A 19,837-nucleotide genomic window follows, 5' to 3' on the forward strand; every position below is an offset into this window, starting at 1 on the left:
CCCGCCGATCATCGCACCCGTCACTCGATCGTGTGGTCTGGCCGCCGGCGGCGTCCCGATCGCGGGTTCCGCCCCTCCAACCCTGCGGGCAGGTCACCACAGCGGCGCCACGCTCGGTGCGCCTGTCCTTCCGGGTAGCCGGCCCGGTCGCGTCAGCCCCCCGAGCGACCGGACCGGCCCACCCGCGCACGAGCCGGGAGCCGGGCTCGCGCCCCGGTAGGGTCGCGGACCATGCGCATCCTGATCTCCGCCGACATGGAGGGCGCCACGGGCGTCACGTGGACCGACGACGTGATCCCGGGCACCGAGCAGTGGCAGCGCTTCCGGCGGTTGTTCACCGGGGACGTCAACGCCGCGATCGCGGGGCTGCACGAGGGCGGCGCGAGCGACGTGCTGGTCAACGAGGCGCACTCGTCCCAGCGCAACCTGCTGCTGGAGGACCTCGACCCGCGCGCCCGCATGCTCACCGGCCGCCACAAGCCGCTGTCGATGATGCAGGGCATCGACTCCGGCGTGGACGGCGTGGTGTTCCTCGGCTACCACGCCGGTGCCGGCGGTGACGGGGTTTTGTCCCACACGTACCTGGAAAACCAGATCACCGGAGTCTGGCTCGACGGCGTGCCGGCCAGCGAGGGGCGGCTCAACGCGGCGCTGGCGGCCGAGTACGGCGTGCCCGTGCTGATGGTCACCGGCGACGACAAGACGTGCGACGACGCCCGCGACTACGCGCCCGAGGCGATCGGTGTCGCGGTGAAGGAGTGCGTGAGCCGCTACGCCGCGATCTGCACCCCGCCGCAGCGGACGGCCACCGCGCTGAAGGTCGCCGCCGAGCGCGCGATGTCCAGGGCGGGCCGTGGTGACGCGCGGCGGCACCCGCACCGCATCGAGGTGGAGTTCGACGCGAGCCACCTCGCGCAGGCCGCCGCCGTGGTGCCCACGGTGGAGCAGACCGGGGTGCGTAGGGTCGGCTTCGAGGCAGCGGACATGACCGAGGCGATGAAGGCGTTCAAGGTGGTCACGGCGATCGCCGCGGGCGCGGTACAGGGGATCTATGGCTGACGTGGTGGAGTTGTGCGCCCAGCTGGTGCGGTTCGACACGACGAACCGGGGGCACGGGGACTCGGAGGGCGAGCGCGAGGCGGCGGAGTTCGTCGCGGGGGTGCTGTCGGAGGCGGGCATCGAGCCGAAGATCCTGGAGTCCGCGCCACGGCGGGCGAACGTGCTGGCGCGCGTGCCGGGCACCGACCCCGCGTTGCCGCCGCTGCTGATCCAGGGCCACCTCGACGTGGTGCCCGCGGACCCGGTGGACTGGTCGGTGCACCCGTTCTCCGGCGAGGTCCGCGACGGTTTCCTGTGGGGCCGCGGCACGGTGGACATGAAGGACTTCTGCGCCATGGTGCTGTCGCTGCTCTCCGACGGGCTGCGCCCGCGGCGGGAGCTGGTGCTGGCGTTCGTGGCCGACGAGGAGGACCGCGGCGAGTGGGGCGCGCACTGGCTCGCCGCCGAGCACCGCGAGTTCTTCGACGGCTGCGCCGCCGCCATCAGCGAAACCGGCGGCTACACCTACCGCGCGCCGGCGGCGGACGGGCGGACCGTCCGGCTGTACCCGGTGGGCACCGCCGAACGCGGGACCGCGCACATGCGGGTGACCGCCCGTGGCCGCGCCGGGCACGGTTCTCGCCGCAATGACGACAACGCCGTCGTGCACCTGGTCGACGCGCTGCACCGGATCGCCGCGCACCGCTGGCCGGTGCACCTCACCCCGACCGTCGAGGCGTTCCTGCGGCGGGCCGGCGAGGCGCTCGGCGTGGCCGTCGATCTGTCCGATGTGGACGGCACGCTCGCCAGGCTGGGCCCGGCCGCGGCGCTGGTGGAGAACGCGGTCCGCAACAGCTGCACGCCCACGATGCTCGACGCCGGGTACAAGGTGAACGTGATCCCGAGCGTGGCGCAGGCGCAGCTGGACACGCGGGTGCTGCCGGGCAGCGAGGAGGACCTGTTCGCGACGATCGACAGCCTGCTCGGGCCGCACGTCGAGCGTGAGTTCGTGGCGCACCAGCCGCCGGTGCAGGCGCCGGTGGACTCGCCGTGGTTCGAGGCGATGGCGGCGGCGCTGCGGGCGGAGGACCCGGAGGCCGTCGTGGTGCCGTTCTGCATGGGCGGCGGCACGGACGCGAAGGCGTTCAGCCCGCTGGGGATCGACTGCTACGGGTTCGCGCCGCTGTGGGTGCCGGAGGGCTACCCGTACAACGCGATGGCGCACGGCGTCGACGAACGGGTGCCCGTCGAGGGCCTCCGGTTCGGCAAGCGCGTGCTGGGGCACCTACTTTCGTCGGTGTGACCGGCCTGTCCTGTTTCGGCCAGGTTTCGCCGGAATCCTTGACGCACCAGGGGTTGCCGCGCTGAGCTTCGGCTCATGGTCCGAACCAGCGCAGTGTTCGTGGCGTGTGCCGCCCTCGTGGCGGGGCTGGCCGCCGTGCCCTCGGCGGCGGCCGCCCCCGCGATCGCGAGCTTCTCCTCCTCCTTCGAGCCCGGCGACCCGCAGCCCGCCGTCGACACGGCCGAGCGCGCGTCGGGGGTCAACGGCGCCAACGGTTCCGTCGTCCCCGGCGACGTCAGGGGCAAGATCACCCAGGTCACCGCCAGCGACGAGAACACCGGCGGCAACGAGGTCGCGGTCAACCTCGTCGACGCGAACCCCGACACCAAGTGGCTGGCGTGGGAACCCACCGGCTGGGTGCGGTTCCAGTTCTCCGAGCCGGTCTCGATCACGCACTACGCGCTCACCGCGGGCAACGACGCCCCCGAGCGCGACCCGAAGGACTGGACGCTGCAGGGCTCCGCCGACGGCCAGACCTGGACGACGATCGACCAGCAGTCCGGGCAGAGCCTCGGGGAACGCCTGGAGACCCACACCTACCAGCTCGGCGGTCCGGTCACCTACCAGTACTTCCGGCTGGAGGTCACCGCGAACAACGGCGGCCCGATCCTGCAGCTGTCGGAACTGCTGCTGGCCAACGACGAACCGGCCCCGCCGCCGCTGCCGCACATGCGCAGCTACCCCGACGGCGGCCCGGCGAGCGGGTACAGCAACAAGCCGCGCGCGGGCTACACGGGGCTGCACGCCTTCCACTACACCGGCACGCAGACCAGCGAGGGCCGCGGCTACTCGTACAACACGATGTTCGACGTGCACATCCCGGTGCGCCCGGACACCGAGCTGTCGTACAAGATCTTCCCCGAGTTCACCGGGGCGGACCTGAAGTACCCGAGCACGAACGTCGCCGTCGACCTCGCGTTCACCGACGGCACGTACCTCAGCGACCTCGGCGCCACCGACCAGTACGGGTTCACGCTGTCCCCGCAGGGCCAGGGCGCCGGGAAAGCGCTCTACACCAACCAGTGGAACCTGATCCGCGCGCAGCTGGGCAAGGTCGCGCGCGGCAAGACGGTCGACCGGATCATCCTCGGCTACGACAACCCGGACGGCCCGGCGAGCTTCAACGGCTGGGTCGACGACGTGCAGATCGCACCCGTGCCGCAGCGCCCGGCCGCGCGGCTGTCGGACAACGTGCTCACCACCCGCGGCACCAACGCGAACGGCAACTTCTCGCGGGGCAACAACTTCCCCGCCACCGCCGTGCCGCACGGGTTCAACTTCTGGACCCCGATGACCGACGCGGGCGCCGACAACTGGCTCTACCGCTACCAGGAGTCCAACAACGACCAGAACCTGCCGACGCTGCAGGCGTTCGGGCTCAGCCACGAACCGAGCCCGTGGATGGGCGACCGCCAGACGTTCCAGGTCATGCCCTCGGCGACGGCCGGGGTGCCGGACGGCAACCGCACGGCGCGGGCGCTGCCGTTCAAGCACGAGAACGAAACCGCGCGCCCGTACTACTACGGCGTGCGGTTCGAGAACGGCATCCGCGGGGAGATCGCGCCCACCGACCACGCGGCGATGTTCCGGTTCACCTTCCCCGACGGGAACGCGAACCTCGTCTTCGACAACATCCGCAACGACGGCGGGCTCACGCTCGACCCCGCGACGAGCTCGCTGTCCGGCTACTCCGACGTGAACGCCGGTTCCGCCGGTGCCACCCGGATGTACGTGTACGCCACGTTCGACCAGGCGCCCACCACCGGCGCGATGCTGCCGGGCGACGGCCGGGACAACGTGCGCGGCTACCTCAAGTTCGCCTCGAAGACCGTCACGATGCGGATCGCGACCTCGCTGATCAGCCTCGACCAGGCGAAGCGGAACCTGGCGCTGGAGATCGCCCCGCGGGCGTCGTTCGAGTCGGTGAAGGACGCCGCACAGGCGGCGTGGGACCGGCAGCTCGGCGTGATCGAGGTCGAGGGCGCCAGCCAGGACCAGCTGACCACGCTGTACTCCAACCTCTACCGGCTGTTCCTCTACCCGAACTCGGGCTTCGAGAACACCGGCACCGCGCGGCAGCCGAAGTACCAGTACCAGAGCCCCGTCAGCTCCGGGGTGAAGGACGGCACGATGTACGTCAACAACGGGTTCTGGGACACCTACCGGACCACGTGGTCGGCGTACGACCTGCTCTCGCCGGACATGGCGGGCAAGATGATCGACGGGTTCGTGCAGCAGTACCGGGACGGCGGCTGGATCTCCCGCTGGTCCTCCCCCGGCTACGCCGACCTGATGACCGGCACCAGCTCCGACGTCGCCTTCGCCGACGCCTACCTCAAGGGCATCGACAACTTCGACGTCCGGTCGGCCTACGACGCGGCGGTCAAGAACGCCACCGTGCTCCCGCCGAACGACGCCGTCGGCCGCAAGGGGCTGGACACCTCGATCTTCCTCGGCTACACCCCCACCACCACGGGCGAGGGCATGTCGTGGGCGCTCGAGGGCTACATCAACGACTTCGGCATCGCGAACATGTCGAAGAAGCTCTACGACCAGGCGCGGCCGAACGACCCGCGCAAGCAGGAGTACCTGGACAACTACACCTACTTCCTCAACCGCGCCCAGAACTACGTGACGATGTTCGACCCGAGCGTCGGCTTCTTCCAGGGCCGCAACCCGGACGGCAGCTTCCGGCTGCCGGCGGGCCAGTACGACCCGCGCAACTGGGGCGGCGACTACACCGAGACCGACGGCTGGGGCATGGCGTTCACCGTGCCGCAGGACGGGCAGGGCCTGGCGAACCTCTACGGCGGCAAGCAGGGCCTGGCGAACAAGCTCGACCAGTTCTTCGCCACGCCCGAAACCGCGACCTTCCGTGGTTCGTACACCGGCATCATCCACGAGATGCGCGAAGCGCGGGACGTGCGGATGGGCCAGTACGGGCATTCGAACCAGCCCTCGCACCACATCCTCTACATGTACGACTACGCCGGTCAGCCGTTCAAGACGCAGGCGAAGGTGCGGGAAGCGCTTTCACGCCTCTACGTCGGCAGCGAGCTGGGCCAGGGGTACCCGGGTGACGAGGACAACGGCGAGATGTCGGCCTGGTACATCTTCAGCGCCCTGGGCTTCTACCCGCTGCAGATGGGCAGCCCGAACTACGCGGTCGGCTCCCCGTTGTTCACCAAGGCCACGCTCCACCTGCCCGGCCGCGACCTGGTGATCAACGCGCCGAAGAACAACGCGAAGAACGTCTACGTGCAGGGCCTGCGGGTCAACGGCAGGCCGTGGACCTCGACGTCGCTGCCCGCGGACCTGATCTCCCACGGCGGCACGCTCGACTTCGACATGGGCCCGAACCCGTCGAAGTGGGGCACCGGCCCCGGCGACGCCCCGGCGTCGATCACCAAGGGCGACCAGGTGCCGCAGCCGCTCGCCGACGTGACCGGCCCCGGCAAGGGCACCGGCTCGGACGCCGCGTTGTTCGACAACACGTCGAAGACCGAGGCGCAGGCCACGACCGTGACCTACCAGCTGGCCGCGCCGGGGAACCCGGTGTCGTCGTACACGCTGACCTCGGGCAAGCAGGCGGGGGCCGACCCGGCCGCCTGGGTGCTCAGCGGCTCGAACGACGGACAGCACTGGACGACGCTCGACAGCCGCAGCGGCCAGTCGTTCCAGTGGCGCGACCAGACGCGGCCGTTCCAGGTGGCGCACCCGGGCAGCTACACGAGCTACCGGCTGCAGTTCACCGGCCAGGTGACCCTCGCGGAGGTGGAGCTGCTGGGCAAGGCGCGCTGAACGAGCGCGGACCCGGTCACCGGCGGGCCGCCCTCCCCTGGGCCGCGACCAGCGGGAGGCTGACCAGCCAGGTGTCCGGGTCCTCGCTCTTCCGCCGCCACTGCTCGTACCCACCGCGGCCGTGCACCTGGATCGGGTGGCCGCCGCGGATCAGCTGATCGATGGAGAGCCGGAGCCACTCCAGCCCGGACGAGCCGCCGGGGACGATCGGCGCCTCGACGACCGCGGAGACGTCCTCCAGCCCGCGCGCCCGGAACAGGGCGGGCAACTTCCGCCCCCACTTCGCCGTGAACCCGGCGGTCTCCATCGCGGCCAGCGCCGCCAGCACGACCTCGCGGTGCAGCCCGTCGCCCATGCCGTGGAAGGGAAACTCCTCGGCCTCCTCCACCAGCAGCCAGCCTCCCGGCCGCAGTGCCGCGACGAGCGCATCGAGGACCCGATCGCGCTCCGGGAGGTGGCCGAGCACCAGACGGGCGTGCACCAGGTCGAACTCCCCTTCGGGCGGCCGCTCCGAGCGGAGGTCCAGCTGCCGGACCTCCACGTTGTCCAGGCCCTCCCCGGTGAAGAACGACGTGTCGAGGTCGGCCGCGAGCACCCGGCCCGCCGGGCCGGCCCGGTGGCTCAGCCAGCGGGCCACCGACCCCGCTCCGGTACCCACCTCCAGGCAGTGCCAGCCGGCGCCCACCCCGAGCCGCTCCAGCCTGCCGACCGTCCCGGGGTCGTAGCTCTCCTCGAGCGCGCGGAGCCGCCGGGGGACGTCCGCCACGTGCCTTCCGTTGAAGATGTACTCGTTCCCGAGTTCGGTGGACATGGGCTTCCTCTCCGTGGTTTCCTCCAGGTTTTCGATCTTTCTCCCGCCGGACGCGCCGCCTGGCCGTGCCGGGGCACCACGACCCGATAGGACGGGTCAGATACCTCGCCGGGCAACCGGAGCGGGTTACGGTAGGGCCGTGATCGCCGACCGGTTCTTTTCGTCCTTCGAAGAGGGGGATCCCGTTCCGCTCGCCGGGGAGATCGGGGCCGGGCCCGCGGAGTCGCCCACCGCGAAGGCGGGTGTGGGGTTCACCGGGCTGCGGGCGCTGCGGTACGACCGGCCTGGCCGGGTGCGGCTGTTCGACGTGGACGTCCCGGCTGGTGAGCACACCGAGCTGTCCTATGTGGTCTTCCCCGAGCGGGGCACCTCCGTGGCGCTGGACGTGGAGCTGGACGACGGCAGCACCCTGACGGACGTGCTCGACCCGAAGGCGCTCTACCCGGACCAGTGGAACCTCGTCCGCCGCCCGCTGCCGCCGGGGCGGGTGCGGGCGATCGTGCTCGCGGGCGGGGACGACGCGGGCTGGATCGACGACGTCCGCATCAGCGACCGGCCGCCTCGGCGGTGGGATCCGGTGGACTGGGTGCGCACCACCCGCGGCACCCATTCCAGCTCGGAGTTCTCGCGCGGCAACACGTTCCCGGCCACCGCGGTGCCCCACGGCTTCAACTTCTGGACCCCGGTCACCGACGCGTCGTCCACCACCTGGCTGTACGAGTACCACCGCCGCAACGACGCCACGAACCGCCCGCGCCTGGCGGGTTTCGCGCTCAGCCACCAGCCCAGCCCCTGGATGGGCGACCGGCACACCTTCCACGTCATCCCCGAAGGCGATCTCGCGTTCACGCGCGAGCACGAGACCGGCCGGCCGCACCACTACGGCGTGCGGTTCGACAGCGGGCTCACCGTCGACCTCGCGCCGGCCGACCACGCCGCGGTGTTCCGCTTCACCTTCCCCGGCGAGGCGAAGATCCGGTTCGCCTGCAGGCGCGGCGGGATCCGGCTGGACCCGAAACGCGGCACGGTCACCGGCTACACGTGGGTACGCAGCCGCCTGTCCGTGGGCGCGCGCCGGATGTTCGTGCACGGCGCGTTCGACCGGCCGGGCCGCCGCGACGGCAAGGCGCTCGCGTTCGGCACTGCCACCGTCCAGCTGCGCATCGCGACGTCGCTGATCAGCGCGAAGCAGGCCCGGCGCAACCTCGACGCCGAGATCCCGGCCGGTACGACGTTCGAGCAGGTGCGGGAGGACGCGCGGCAGGCGTGGCAGGACCTGCTCGGGCGGATCGAGCTGGACGGCGCGACCGAGGACCAGCTGACCACCTTCTACTCGGGCCTCTACCGGCTGTTCCTCTACCCCAACTCCGCCCACGAGGAGACCCCGCGCGGCCGGCGGCACGCGAGCCCCGTCGTGCGTCGCTGGTGGCCCAGCACCCGCCGCCGCACCGGCGCGAAGGTCGTCGACGGGCCGATGTCGGTCAACAACGGCTTCTGGGACACCTACCGCACCTGCTGGCCCGCGTATGCGCTGCTCACGCCACGCAAGTGCGGTGAGCTGATCGAGGGTTTCGTGCAGCAGTACCGCGAAGGCGGCTGGATCGCGCGCTGGTCCTCCCCCGGCTACGCCGACCTCATGACGGGCACCAGCTCCGACGTCGCCTTCGCCGACGCCTACCTCAAGGGCGTGCGGAACTTCGACGTCGAAGCCGCCTACGACGCGGCGCTCAGGAACGCCACCGTCGCCCCGCCGCGCCGGGGCGTCGGCCGCAAGGGCCTGCACGAGTCGATCTTCCTGGGTTTCACGCCGCTCAGCACCCACGAGGGCCTGTCCTGGGCACTGGAGGCGTGCATCAACGACTTCGGCATCGCCAACCTGGCGGCCGCGCTGGGACGCGCCGACGACGCGGCCTACTTCCGGCAGCGCGCCCTGCACTACGTCCACCACTTCGACCCGCGGACCGGGTTCTTCCAGGGCCGCCACCGCGACGGCGCGTGGCGCTGGTCCCCGCAGGACTACGACCCGGCGCGCTGGGGCTTCGACTACACCGAGACCAACGGCTGGAACACGGCGTTCTCGGTCCCGCACGACGGGCAGGGACTGGCGAACCTGCACGGCGGCCGCGCCGCACTGGAGTCCAAATTGGACGCTTTCTTCGCGACGCCCGAGACGGGGCGCAACCCCGGCTCCTACGGCGGGATCATCCACGAGATGACCGAGGCGCGCGACGTGCGGCTGGGCCAGTACGGCCATTCGAACCAGCCGTCACACCACATCCCCTGGATGTACGCGTACGCGGGTGCGGCGGCGAAGGGCCAGGCGGTCGTCCGCGAGGTGCTGACCCGCTGCTACCTCGGCAGCGAGATCGGGCAGGGCTACCCCGGCGACGAGGACAACGGCGAGATGTCCGCCTGGTACGTCTTCGCCTCCCTCGGCCTGTACCCGCTCGCCGTGGGCAGCCCCGGCTACGTCCTGGGCGCGCCGCTGTTCCGGCGCGCGGAAATCGCACTGGAGAACGGAAAGCACGTGGTGATCACGACGTCCGGCAGCGGGCCGTACGTACGCCGCCTGCGGGTCGACGGCGAGCCGCACGAGCAGGCGTGGCTGTCGCACGACCGGCTCGTCACGGGCGCGACGCTGGAGTTCGAGCTGGCCGCGGAACCGTCCGAGTGGGGCACCCCGCCCCCGTCGCTCACCGAAGGCGACGCCCCGCCGCGCCCGCTGGCCGACCTGCCCGGCCGCTCGACGCATCCCACGCTGTCCGACGACACGAGCCGCACCCAGCTCACGTTCACCTCGCCACCGGCGATCGAGTTCACAGTGGACGGTCCACCACGGCCCGTGGAGCTGTACACGCTCACCTCGGGCGCGCACGGCTCCCCCACCGCGTGGGTGCTGGAGGGCAGCGAGGACGGGCAGACGTGGCAGGTGCTCGACGAGCGTGCGGGCGAGACGTTCCGCTGGCGCCGCCAGACGCGGCCGTTCGCGCTCACGGCATCGGCCGCCTTCCCGCGCTACCGGTTGCGGATCACGGCGTTCTCCGGGCGGCGGTTGTCGCTGGCCCAGTGGGAACTGCTGGCCGGGGAGCGCTGATGGACACCCTGCGGATGACCGCCGAACGGCTGCGTGACCGGCTCGTGGCCGCCGACCCGGGGCTGCTGCGGCTGCACCGCGCGGGCCTCGCGGTGGGCGGCATCGTGTTCGCGATCGCCGTGCTGGGCCTCGCGGGCCGCCCCATCCCGACGATCATGGTGGCGGCGATCGGCGCGATGCAGTCGGCCTTCACCGTCAACGACAAGGAACCGCGCGCGCAGGCCGTGACGCTCGTGCTCGCGTTCTGCTCGGGCGCGCTGTCGCTGACCGTCGCCGCGTTCGGGATCACCAGGCCGCCGTTGGACAGCGTACTGTTCATCCTGCTGATCTTCCTGGCGGTCTACGCGCAGCGGTTCGCGCCGCGCGGCCCCGCGCTGGGCGCGCTCGCGTTCTTCATGTTCTTCTTCTCGATGTTCCTGCAGATCCACCTCACGCAGCTGCCGCAGTACCTCCTGGCGCTGGCCGTCGGGCTCACCGGCAACGCCGTGATGCGGTTCCTGGTGCTCCGGCGCAACCCCGGACGGGAGCTGACGCGGGTGCGCAGGGCGTTCCGGGCCCGGCTCGGCAGGCACGCGGCCGCCGCGGCGGCCTACCTCGCGAGCGGCGGCACCGAGCGCCGCCGCAACCAGCTGCGCCGCGCGGACTCCCGGCTGCACGAGTCGGTCCTGATGATCGAGGACGCCATCAACGAGGTGATGGACCCGCCCGCGTCGGAACTGCTGCGGCGCCGGGCCATCGAGATCGAGATCGCCGCGCAGTGGCTGTCGCTCGTGGTGCGCCGCACCAGCACCGAGAAGCTGCCCGACGAAGTGCGGGACGAGCTGGTCGGCAGCCTGCTGCGGTTCGAGCACCTCATCGAGCACGACCCCCGCGAGCTGCCGGTGATCAGCGACACCGACGAGTTCAGCAGGATGCTCGTCACCGGCAGCCGCCTGCGGGACAAACCCGAGCCCGGCGACGAGCTGCGGCGCGCCATCGCCGAGCTCGCGCTCGCCGACGTCAACGCGCAGCGCATCGCCGAGCACGACTACTCCGCCGAAGCCGAGCTGCCCGAGCCCGATGAGCCGGAGCCCAAGCGCTTCTTCGCCTTCGACAACCAGGCGCGCGCGGCGCTGCAGGCCATGATCGGCGGGGGTCTGGCCGTGCTCGGCGGCGAACTGGTGTCGCACCAGCGGTGGTACTGGGCGGTGCTGACGGTGTTCGTCGTGTTCCTCAACACCTCGACCACGGGCGCCACGTTCGTCAAGGGCTTCCGGCGGGTCGTCGGCACGCTCGTCGGGATCTTCGGCGGGATGCTGCTGGCGCTGCTCGTCACCGGCAACCTCGCGCTCACCGTCGTGCTGATCCTGGTGTGCGTGTTCTGCCTGGTCTACACGGCGCGCGTGTCGCAGCTGGTGATGTCGTTCTTCATCACCTGCATGCTCGGCCTGCTCTACAGCATGCTCGGCACGTTCACCATCGACGTGCTGTGGCTGCGGGTGGCGGAGACCACGGTGGGCGCCGCCGCCGGGATCATCGCGGCGGTCGTGGTGCTGCCCGTGCGCACCAGGACGGTGCTGCGCTCGGACCTGGAGGCGGTGCTGGGCGACGTGCACGAGTTCCTCGACGGGGTCGAGGCGCTGCTGTCCGGCCGGGAGAACATCAACGTCATCGAGCTGTCGCGGGAGCTGGACCGGTCGATCGAACAGGTCCGCACGACGGTCGAACCGCTCACCCACCCGATGAGCCTGTCCAGCCGCCGCGACTTCGGCGCGAGCGTGCTGTCCGCGCTCGACCGGATCTCCTTCCGGGCGCGCCACATCGCGGCCCGCGCCGAGCCCGGTCTGCTCGCCGGGGACGACCGGCTCACCGGGCTCGCCGACCGGATCAGCCACAACCTCGACGTGCTGACCGAGTCGGTGCGGGGCGGCACGCAGGACAAGCTCGACCGGGACCCTGAGACGGCGGTCACGCGGGAGTCCGACGACCGGCACGTGCGGTCCGTGCTGACCAGCCTGAGCCGCCTTGACGAGGGGATCATCGCGCTGGGGCGGGTGTTCGGCGTCCCGGCAGCGGAATCGGTCAAGCCGGATGTGGGGCGACGCACCCGGTCGGCGGGACCGGAGGCCGATAGAGTTCGCACTACAAGCCAAGAGAACGTCCGCAGGAGTACGCAATGACCCAAGCCCCCGTCAACGTCACCGTCACCGGCGCCGCCGGCCAGATCGGCTACGCGCTGCTGTTCCGCATCGCGTCCGGTCAGCTGCTCGGCGCGGACACGCCGGTGAAGCTGCGGCTGCTGGAGATCCCGCAGGCGGTCAAGGCGGCCGAGGGCACCGCGATGGAACTCGAAGACGGCGCTTTCCCGCTGCTCGCGGGCACCGACATCTTCGACGACCCGAAGCAGGCGTTCGAGGGCGCCAACGTGGCGCTGCTCGTCGGCGCCCGCCCTCGCACGAAGGGCATGGAGCGCGGCGACCTGCTGGAGGCCAACGGCGGCATCTTCAAGCCGCAGGGCGAGGCGATCAACGCCGGCGCGGCCGACGACATCAAGGTGCTCGTCGTCGGCAACCCGGCCAACACCAACGCGCTGATCGCGCAGTCCAACGCCCCCGACGTGCCCGCCGAGCGGTTCACCGCCATGACGCGCCTCGACCACAACCGGGCGCTGGCCCAGCTGGCGAAGAAGCTCGGCGTGTCCGTGGCCGACATCAAGAAGATGACGATCTGGGGCAACCACTCCGCCACCCAGTACCCGGACCTGTTCCACGCGGAGGTCGGCGGGAAGACCGCGGCCGAGGCCGTGAACGACCAGAAGTGGCTGGAGGAGGACTTCATCCCGACGGTCGCCAAGCGCGGCGCGGCGATCATCGAGGCCCGTGGCGCGTCGTCGGCGGCGTCGGCCGCTTCGGCCGCGATCGACCACGTGTACACCTGGGTCAACGGCACCGCCGAGGGCGACTGGACCTCGATGGCCGTCCCGTCGGACGGCTCGTACGGCGTGCCGGAGGGGCTCATCTCGTCGTTCCCGGTGACCACCCGTGACGGGAAGTGGGAGATCGTGCAGGGCCTGGAGATCGACGAGTTCTCGCGCGGCAAGATCGACGCTTCGGTGGCCGAGCTGGCCGAGGAGCGGGAGGCTGTGCGGAAGCTCGGGTTGGTTGGCTGAGTTCTGCTTTCGGTGTTCGGCTCGACGCCCCGGCCTGGCGGCCGGGGCGTCGTTGCGTTCGGGGGTGGGTTGGGGCCCTTCGCTTTTGAGGGTTTTACGCGCGGAGGGGGCGCGTCAAGAGCGCCTTCGGCGTCGCTTCGCGATGGCTTCGCCACTCTTGGCCCGCCCCCGGCCGCGCGCAAAGCGGGCTGGGGGCGAAGGGGCGGGAGGGGTGTAAGGGCCTGGGGCCGTTGGGCGCTGGCGCGCCCTCGGCCCTGGGGTGCGGGGGTGGGGGTGGGTGCTGGGGCGTTCGCCAGCACCCGGCGGGGGCCTTCCGGCTGGAACTCCCGCGCAAACCCCGCCACGTCAGCACCGGGGCGTCCCCGGCTCCCGCCGCGGCGGGGCCAACCCCCGCTTACACTCCCGTCAGACCCCGGCGTTTCAGCAGTGGCGTGATCTCCGGGTCCCGGCCGCGGAACGTGCGGAACGCGGCCATCGAGTCCGTGCTCCCGCCCTTGCTCAGCAGCTCCTTCCGGAAGTGGTCCCCGTTCGCCCTGGTCAGGCCGCCGTTTTCGCGGAACCATTCGACCGTGTCGGCGTCCAGGACCTCGCTCCAGATGTAGGAGTAGTAGCCCGCCGAATAACCGCCGCTGAAGATGTGGGCGAAGTACGTGCTCTGGTACCTCGGCGGCACCACGGGCAGCGCCACCCCGGCCTTCTCCAGCGCCGCCGCCTCGAAGCCCGCCACGTCCCGCACGTCGTCGTCCGGGGAGATGGTGTGCCACGCCTGGTCCAGCAGCGCCGCCGCCAGGTACTCCGTCGTCGAGTAGCCCTGGCCGTACTGGGCCGCCTCCTGCAGGCGCTCCACCAGCCGCTGCGGCAGCGGCTCCCCCGTCTCGTGGTGCTTCGCGTAGTTCGCCAGCACCTCCGGCCACAGCATCCACATCTCGTTGACCTGCGACGGGTACTCCACGAAGTCCCGCGGCACGTTCGTGCCCGAGAACGTCGGGTACCGCACGTCCGACAGCAGCGCGTGCAGGGCGTGCCCGAACTCGTGGAACGCCGTTACCACCTCGTCGAACGTCAGCAGCGTCGGCTCACCCTGCGGCGGGCGCGCGATGTTCAGGTTGTTCACCACGACCGGCCGCTCCCCCAGCAGGCCCGACTGGTCGACGAACGTGTTCATCCACGCGCCACCGCGCTTGGAGTCGCGCGTGTAGTAGTCACCCAGGAACAGCCCCAGCGGCGAACCGTCCGCGTCGAACACCTCGAACACCCGCACGTCGGGGTGGTACGCCGGCAGGTCGTGCCGCTCCGTGAAGCTCAGCCCGTACAGCTTGTTCGCCGCGAAGAACACGCCGTCCCGCACCACGCGGTCCAGCTCGAAGTACGGCCGCAGCGTGGCGTCGTCCACGTCGTACCGCGCCTTGCGCACCCGCTCGCCGTAGAAGGCCCAGTCCCACGGCTCCAGCGTCGCGCCCGGCACGTCCTGCTCCAGGTACCGCTGCAGCTCCTCGGCGTCCCGCTTCGCGTTCGCCACCGCGGCCGGGGCGAGGCGTTCCAGCAGGCTCATCGCCGCCTCCGCCGTCCCCGCGGTCTCGTCCGAGATCACGTACGCCGCGTGGTGCGGGTGGCCCAGCAACGCCGCCCGCTCCGCCCGCAACGCGGCGATGCGCGTCAGCACCTCGCTGTTGTCGTTGTCGTTGCCCCGCTTGCCGCGCGAAACCGAGGCGCGGAACAAGCGCTCCCGCACCGCGCGGTTCTCCAGCGACGCCAGCAGCGGCTGCGACGTCGGCAGGTTCAGCGTCAGCAGGAACTTCCCCGTCAGCCCGCGTGAGTTCGCCGCCTCGCGCGCCGCGGCCACCGCGTCCGCCGACAACCCGGCCAGCTCCCGCTCGTCGTCCACCACGACGGCGAGATCATTGGTGTCCCGCAACAGGTTCTCCTGGAAGCGGGTGCTCAAAGTGGACAGTTCCGCGTTGAGCTCACGCAGCCGCTCCTGGTCGCCCTCCGGCAGCCCGGCACCGGCCCGCTGGAAGTCGGTGTGCACGCGCTCCAGCAGCCACGCCGACTCCGCGTCCAGGCCCAGCGACTCCCGCCGCTCGTACAGCTCCCGCACCCGCCCGTACAACCGCGGGTCGAGGTGGATGGCGTCGGAGTGCGCGGCGAGCTTCGGCGCGACCTCGGCCTGCAGGTCCTGCAGCACCGGGTTCGTGTCCGAGGAGGTGAGGTTGAAGAACACCGACGCCACGCGCGACAGCAGCCGCCCCGACTTCTCCAGCGCGACGATCGTGTTGTCGAACGTCGGCGGCTCCGGGTTCGCGGCGATGGCCTCGACCTCGGCGGCGTGCTCGGCCAGCCCCGCCTCGAACGCGGGCGCGTAGTGCTCGTCGGCGATCCGGTCGAACGGCGGCAGCCCGTAGGGCAGCTCGCTCGGGCTCGCGAACGGGTTGTCCGGAGAGAGCTGAGAGTTCACTGACGGCCCCTTCGTCCTGTGGAACCTCCGACCTCCGCGTCGGAGGATGCCTTCTTCCTACCCCGCTTCGGCGGCGGGGGCACGATCCCGGCGAAGTCCGTGCCGTGGTCGTTGACCCGCAGCACGAACGGCCGCGTCTCGGTGTAGCGCACGACGGAGATCGACGCCGGGTCGACCACGATCCGCTGGAACGCGTCCAGGTGCTGGCCCAGCGCGTCGGCGAGGATCGCCTTCAGCACGTCGCCGTGGCTGCACAGCAGCCAGACCGCGTGGTCGCCGTGCTCGGCGCTGATCCGGGCGTCGTGCTCGCGCACCGCCGCCACGGCCCTGGCCTGCATGCTCGCCAGGCCCTCGCCGCCGGGGAAGACCGCCGCGGACGGGTGCGCCTGCACCACCCGCCACAGCGGTTCCTTGACGAGCGTCTTCAGCTCGCGCCCCGTCCACTCGCCGTAGTCCACTTCGGACAGCCGGGGCTCGACGGTGCGGTCGAGCCCCCGCTCGGCGAGCAGCGGGGCGACGGTCTGCTTGCAGCGCAGCATCGGCGACACGACGGCCTCGGCCAGCGGCACGCCGGCCAGCCTGCCCGGCAGTGCGTCGGCCTGGCCGCGGCCGGTGTCGTCGAGCCCCACCTTGGGGGTGCGGCCGGCAAGCACGCCCGAACCGTTGGCGGTCGAGCGGCCGTGCCGCAGGAGGATCACGGTAGCCACGGCCGCCACACTACGTCAGAAGTCCGGACCGGCCTTCGGGTCCAGCGTGCCCACGGCGATCAGCACGAACAGCGCGATGCCCAGCGCCACCCGGTAGATCACGAACGGGACGTAGCTGCGTGTCTTGATGAACCGCATCAGCCACGAGATCACCAGGTAGCCCACGCCGAACGAGACGAGCGTCGCGAGGATCGTCGGCCCCCACTCGGGTCCGCTGCCCTCGCCGATCTTGCTGACCTCGTAGAAGCCCGAGCCGAGCACGGCGGGCACGGCGAGCAGGAACGAGTACTCGGTCGCCTCGGCACGCGTGTAGCCGAGCAGCAGACCGCCCGTGACGGTGCCGCCGGAGCGCGACACGCCCGGCACCAGCGCGAGCGCCTGCGCGATGCCGAAGGTGAGGCCGTGCGGCACGGTGAGGTGGTCCAGCGTGCGGTACTGGCGTCCCACCCGGTCGGCGATCGCGAGGATGATGCCGAACACGATCAGCACCGTCGCGGTGATCCGCAGGTCGCGGAACGTCGAGTGGATGGAGTCCTGGAACAGCAGGCCCAGCACGACGATCGGGATCGAGCCGACGATCACCAGCCAGCCCATCCGCGCGTCCGGGTCTTGCCGCCACTCGCTGCGGAAGATCGACAGGAACCAGGCGCGGATGATCCGGCCGATCTTGCGGCCGAAGTAGAGGATCACCGCCAGCTCGGTGCCGATCTGGATCACCGCGGTGAACGCGGCGCCGGGGTCCTCCCAGCCGGCCAGCGCGGCGGTGATGCGCAGGTGCGCGCTGGAGGAGATGGGGAGGAACTCGGTCAGGCCCTGCACGAGGCCGAGGATGATCGCTTCGATCCAGCCCATGGTCACCGGGCCTTTGTCGGGTTGAGTCTGATTTGCACGGTGCCGAAGGGTATCGGCAGCGTTGATCACCGGACCGTCGGGCTTGAGTCCGTGCAGGGCAGTTACTCTCTGTGGCATGGAGAAGCGACAGCTGGGCCGGTCGGGACTGCGCGTCTCCCGGATGGCGCTCGGCACGATGAGCTGGGGCGGGGAGACCGACGCCGACGAGGCGGCGAGCCAGCTGGTCGCGTTCGTGGACGCCGGCGGCACGCTCGTCGACACGGCGGACATCTACGCCGAGGGCGAGTGCGAGCGGATCCTGGGCGGGCTGCTGGCGGACCTGGTGCCCCGCGAGGACGTCGTGATCGCCACGAAGGCCGTCGCCCGGCGCACGGACGGCCCGTTCGGCGGCGGCGCCTCCCGCGGCGCCCTGCTGTCGGCGCTCGACGGTTCGCTGCGCAGGCTCGGCGTGGACCACATCGACCTGTGGCAGCTGCACGCGTGGGACGACACCGTCCCGCTGGCCGAGACGCTCTCCGCCCTCGACTACGCCGTGACGTCGGGCAAGGTCCGCTACGTCGGCGTCTCCAACTACTCCGGCTGGCAGCTGGCCACGGCCGCGGCGAGCAGCACGCTGCCGCTGGTGTCGGTGCAGGCCGAGTACTCGCTGGTCGAACGCGGGGTCGAGCGGGAGGTCGTGCCCGCCGCGCTGCACCACGGGGTCGGGCTGCTGCCGTGGGCGCCGCTGGGCCGGGGCGTGCTGACCGGCAAGTACCGCACGGGCACCCCGGCGGACTCGCGCGGCGCCTCCCCCACGTACGCGGGGTACGTCGAGCAGCACCGCACCGACCGCGCGGCCCGCATCGTGGAGGCGGTGTCCACCGCGGCGGACGGCCTCGGCACGTCGCCGCTGGCGGTCGCGCTCGCGTGGGTCCGGGACCGGCCCGGAGTGGTCGCGCCGGTGGTCGGGGCGCGGGACACGGGGCAGCTCACGGGCTCGCTCGCGGCGGAGGAGATCGTGCTCCCGAACGCCATCAAAGCCGCGCTGGACGACGTCAGCGCGATCGAGTTCGGTTACCCGGAGCGGTGGCCGAGGTGACAAGCAGGTGACACAGACGTGACGTGGCGGGCATTGTGGAGGATGCTGGGGCGCAACGTCGGAAGGTCCGGAGGTCGGGTGCGGAGGTCCGCCGTGGTGGCAATGCCGGTCGCGTGCGCGCTGCTCGTGGCGGGCTGCTCCTCGGACACCGGCAAGGGCGACGACGAGCTGCAGATCGTGAACAACCCGGTCGCGGCGACGGCCGCCGTTTCCCCCGCCCCCGCTGTGACGCCCGCCGGCACGGTGCTGGCGTCGCCGGCGGTGACGGCGATGGCGGCGGATGCGGCGTCCCGGACGCTGGCCGTGGCGGTGGACCAGCCGCCCGCGGTGCTGCTGTACCGGCTGGATGAGCCGAGCGCGCAGCCCGTGCGGGTCGCGGTGCCGGGTGCTGTCGAGCAGCTGAGCTTCGGGGCCGGGCAGGTGCTGGCCAGCATCCCCGGGCGCGGGACCGTGGCGAACATCCCGGTGGGCGGTGGCCAGGCCGGTGAGCTGGGCGTGCCGGGCCAGCCCGCGGACGCCGTCGCGGCGGGCGCGGACACGCTGGTGGCGGTGCGGGACCGCAAGGCCGTCGAGGTGTACCAGGGCGGGAAGCTCGTGAAGACGATCACGGGCGGGCTGTACAGCGCCGACGAGGTGGTGAGCTCCGGGGACCACACGGTGGTGCTGGACCGGCTGCGCACGGCGGTCTTCACGGTCGACGTGCCGGGCGGTGCGATCGGTGAGGGCCTGCGGGCGGGCGACGGCGCGACCAACGCCGTGGCCGATTCGTACGGCCGGGTCCTGGTGACGGACACGCGGGCGGGGGCGCTCCTCGCGTTCTCGATGGATCCGCTGTTGTTGCGCCAGATGTACCCGGTGCCCGGCGGCGTGTACGGCATCGCGTACGACGCCCAGCGTTCGATGGCGTGGGTGACGCTCACGGAGCGCAACGAGGTGGTGGGCTTCGACGTGCGGGGTGGGGAGCCCGTGGAGAAGTACCGGTTCCCGACGGTGCGCCAGCCGAACTCGGTAACGGTCGACGCCCGGACCGGCAAGGTCTACGTCGGCTCGGCAACGGGAGAAGGGGTCCAGGTGATCCAGCCATGACAACCTCGTCCGAGGCGGTGGTCGACGGAGACTGGGAGTACCGGCGGCTGCAGCTGCCACCGGGCGTCTCCCGGCGTGCGGCCGCCACGCAACTGTCCATCCACGCGGAGTTCGCGGGCTGGGAACTGTCCACGGTCCGCCTGTACTCCGACGGCACCCGCAGGGTCTGGCTCCGCAGGAAGCGCCGCCCAGCAGATGTGAACTACCTGGCCTCGTAACAACCGCAGGCACGGGATGACCGCCCACACACACCGCCACCCGGCGACGCGAAGCGAGCGGCCACACCGCCCACACCCACCCCCGCCCCGATCCCCAGCCGCACTTACGGCCGATCCGGCGGGTCAAGGGTGGGCGAAGCCATCGCGAAGCGACGCCGTCAGGAAGCTTCTATGTCAAGTGGTGGTGGTCGGTGTGGAGTGCGTGGT

The 19,837-nt window shown here is 71.5% G+C and carries 13 protein-coding genes; 9 read left to right on the top strand and 4 right to left on the bottom strand.

All coding sequences use genetic code 11. From position 1 onward, the window contains the following. Positions 1-231: 231 nt before the first annotated feature. From ABFX51_RS23805 to ABFX51_RS23815, 3 genes are all read left to right on the top strand, one after another. On the top strand, positions 232-1,059 hold the full coding sequence (locus tag ABFX51_RS23805; RefSeq protein WP_091503624.1) for a M55 family metallopeptidase: 828 nt from the start codon (positions 232-234) through the stop codon (positions 1,057-1,059). Beyond that, on the top strand, positions 1,052-2,341 hold the full coding sequence (locus tag ABFX51_RS23810) for a M20/M25/M40 family metallo-hydrolase (protein WP_346054979.1): 1,290 nt from the start codon (positions 1,052-1,054) through the stop codon (positions 2,339-2,341). Before ABFX51_RS23805 ends, ABFX51_RS23810 begins: the two co-directional genes overlap by 8 nt. A gap of 75 nt (positions 2,342-2,416) precedes the next feature. After that, complete coding sequence (locus ABFX51_RS23815; RefSeq protein ID WP_346054980.1) at positions 2,417-6,181, top strand: GH92 family glycosyl hydrolase; 3,765 nt, start codon at positions 2,417-2,419, stop codon at positions 6,179-6,181. A 16-nt stretch (positions 6,182-6,197) separates the two neighbouring features. On the opposite strand, the gene ABFX51_RS23820 is transcribed toward ABFX51_RS23815, so the two are convergent. Continuing rightward, entirely contained in the window at positions 6,198-6,992 is a 795-nt protein-coding gene (locus tag ABFX51_RS23820) for a class I SAM-dependent methyltransferase (protein WP_346054981.1), read from the bottom strand. Between the two features lie 139 nt (positions 6,993-7,131). Between ABFX51_RS23820 and ABFX51_RS23825 the strand changes: the two genes are divergently transcribed. From ABFX51_RS23825 to ABFX51_RS23835, 3 genes are read left to right on the top strand one after another with little or no spacing between them, the layout of a single operon-like run. After that, complete coding sequence (locus ABFX51_RS23825) at positions 7,132-10,086, top strand: GH92 family glycosyl hydrolase (RefSeq protein WP_428832497.1); 2,955 nt, start codon at positions 7,132-7,134, stop codon at positions 10,084-10,086. Next, positions 10,086-12,245, top strand: a complete 2,160-nt coding sequence (locus tag ABFX51_RS23830; RefSeq protein WP_346054982.1) for an FUSC family protein — start codon at positions 10,086-10,088, stop codon at positions 12,243-12,245. Before ABFX51_RS23825 ends, ABFX51_RS23830 begins: the two co-directional genes overlap by 1 nt. Then, on the top strand, positions 12,242-13,234 hold the full coding sequence (locus ABFX51_RS23835) for a malate dehydrogenase (RefSeq protein ID WP_091503619.1): 993 nt from the start codon (positions 12,242-12,244) through the stop codon (positions 13,232-13,234). The genes ABFX51_RS23830 and ABFX51_RS23835 overlap by 4 nt, the downstream gene beginning before the upstream one ends. A gap of 394 nt (positions 13,235-13,628) precedes the next feature. On the opposite strand, the gene ABFX51_RS23840 is transcribed toward ABFX51_RS23835, so the two are convergent. From ABFX51_RS23840 to ABFX51_RS23850, 3 genes are read right to left on the bottom strand one after another with little or no spacing between them, the layout of a single operon-like run. Then, positions 13,629-15,689, bottom strand: coding sequence for a M3 family metallopeptidase (locus ABFX51_RS23840; protein WP_346054983.1), 2,061 nt, complete (start codon positions 15,687-15,689; stop codon positions 13,629-13,631). After that, positions 15,686-16,396, bottom strand: a complete 711-nt coding sequence (locus ABFX51_RS23845; RefSeq protein WP_091504283.1) for a histidine phosphatase family protein — start codon at positions 16,394-16,396, stop codon at positions 15,686-15,688. Before ABFX51_RS23845 ends, ABFX51_RS23840 begins: the two co-directional genes overlap by 4 nt. 15 nt (positions 16,397-16,411) lie before the next feature. Beyond that, a complete protein-coding gene (locus tag ABFX51_RS23850; protein ID WP_346054984.1) occupies positions 16,412-17,248 on the bottom strand; it encodes an undecaprenyl-diphosphate phosphatase in 837 nt (278 codons plus the stop codon). 115 nt (positions 17,249-17,363) lie between these two features. On the opposite strand from ABFX51_RS23850, the gene ABFX51_RS23855 reads away from it, so the two are divergent. The 3 genes from ABFX51_RS23855 to ABFX51_RS23865 all read left to right on the top strand — a co-directional run bounded on the left by ABFX51_RS23855 (position 17,364) and on the right by ABFX51_RS23865 (position 19,630). Beyond that, positions 17,364-18,326 (top strand): aldo/keto reductase, encoded by a 963-nt coding sequence (locus ABFX51_RS23855; protein WP_177228488.1) that lies wholly within the window; start codon positions 17,364-17,366, stop codon positions 18,324-18,326. Positions 18,327-18,404: 78 nt separating this feature from the next. Continuing rightward, entirely contained in the window at positions 18,405-19,412 is a 1,008-nt protein-coding gene (locus ABFX51_RS23860; protein WP_346054985.1) for a YncE family protein, read from the top strand. Beyond that, a complete protein-coding gene (locus ABFX51_RS23865; RefSeq protein ID WP_091503613.1) occupies positions 19,409-19,630 on the top strand; it encodes a DUF5703 family protein in 222 nt (73 codons plus the stop codon). Before ABFX51_RS23860 ends, ABFX51_RS23865 begins: the two co-directional genes overlap by 4 nt. The last annotated feature ends 207 nt before the right edge of the window (positions 19,631-19,837 follow it).

This window comes from Amycolatopsis dongchuanensis, from assembly GCF_039542405.1.
Taxonomy (GTDB): Bacteria; Actinomycetota; Actinomycetes; order Mycobacteriales; family Pseudonocardiaceae; genus Amycolatopsis_E; species Amycolatopsis_E sacchari.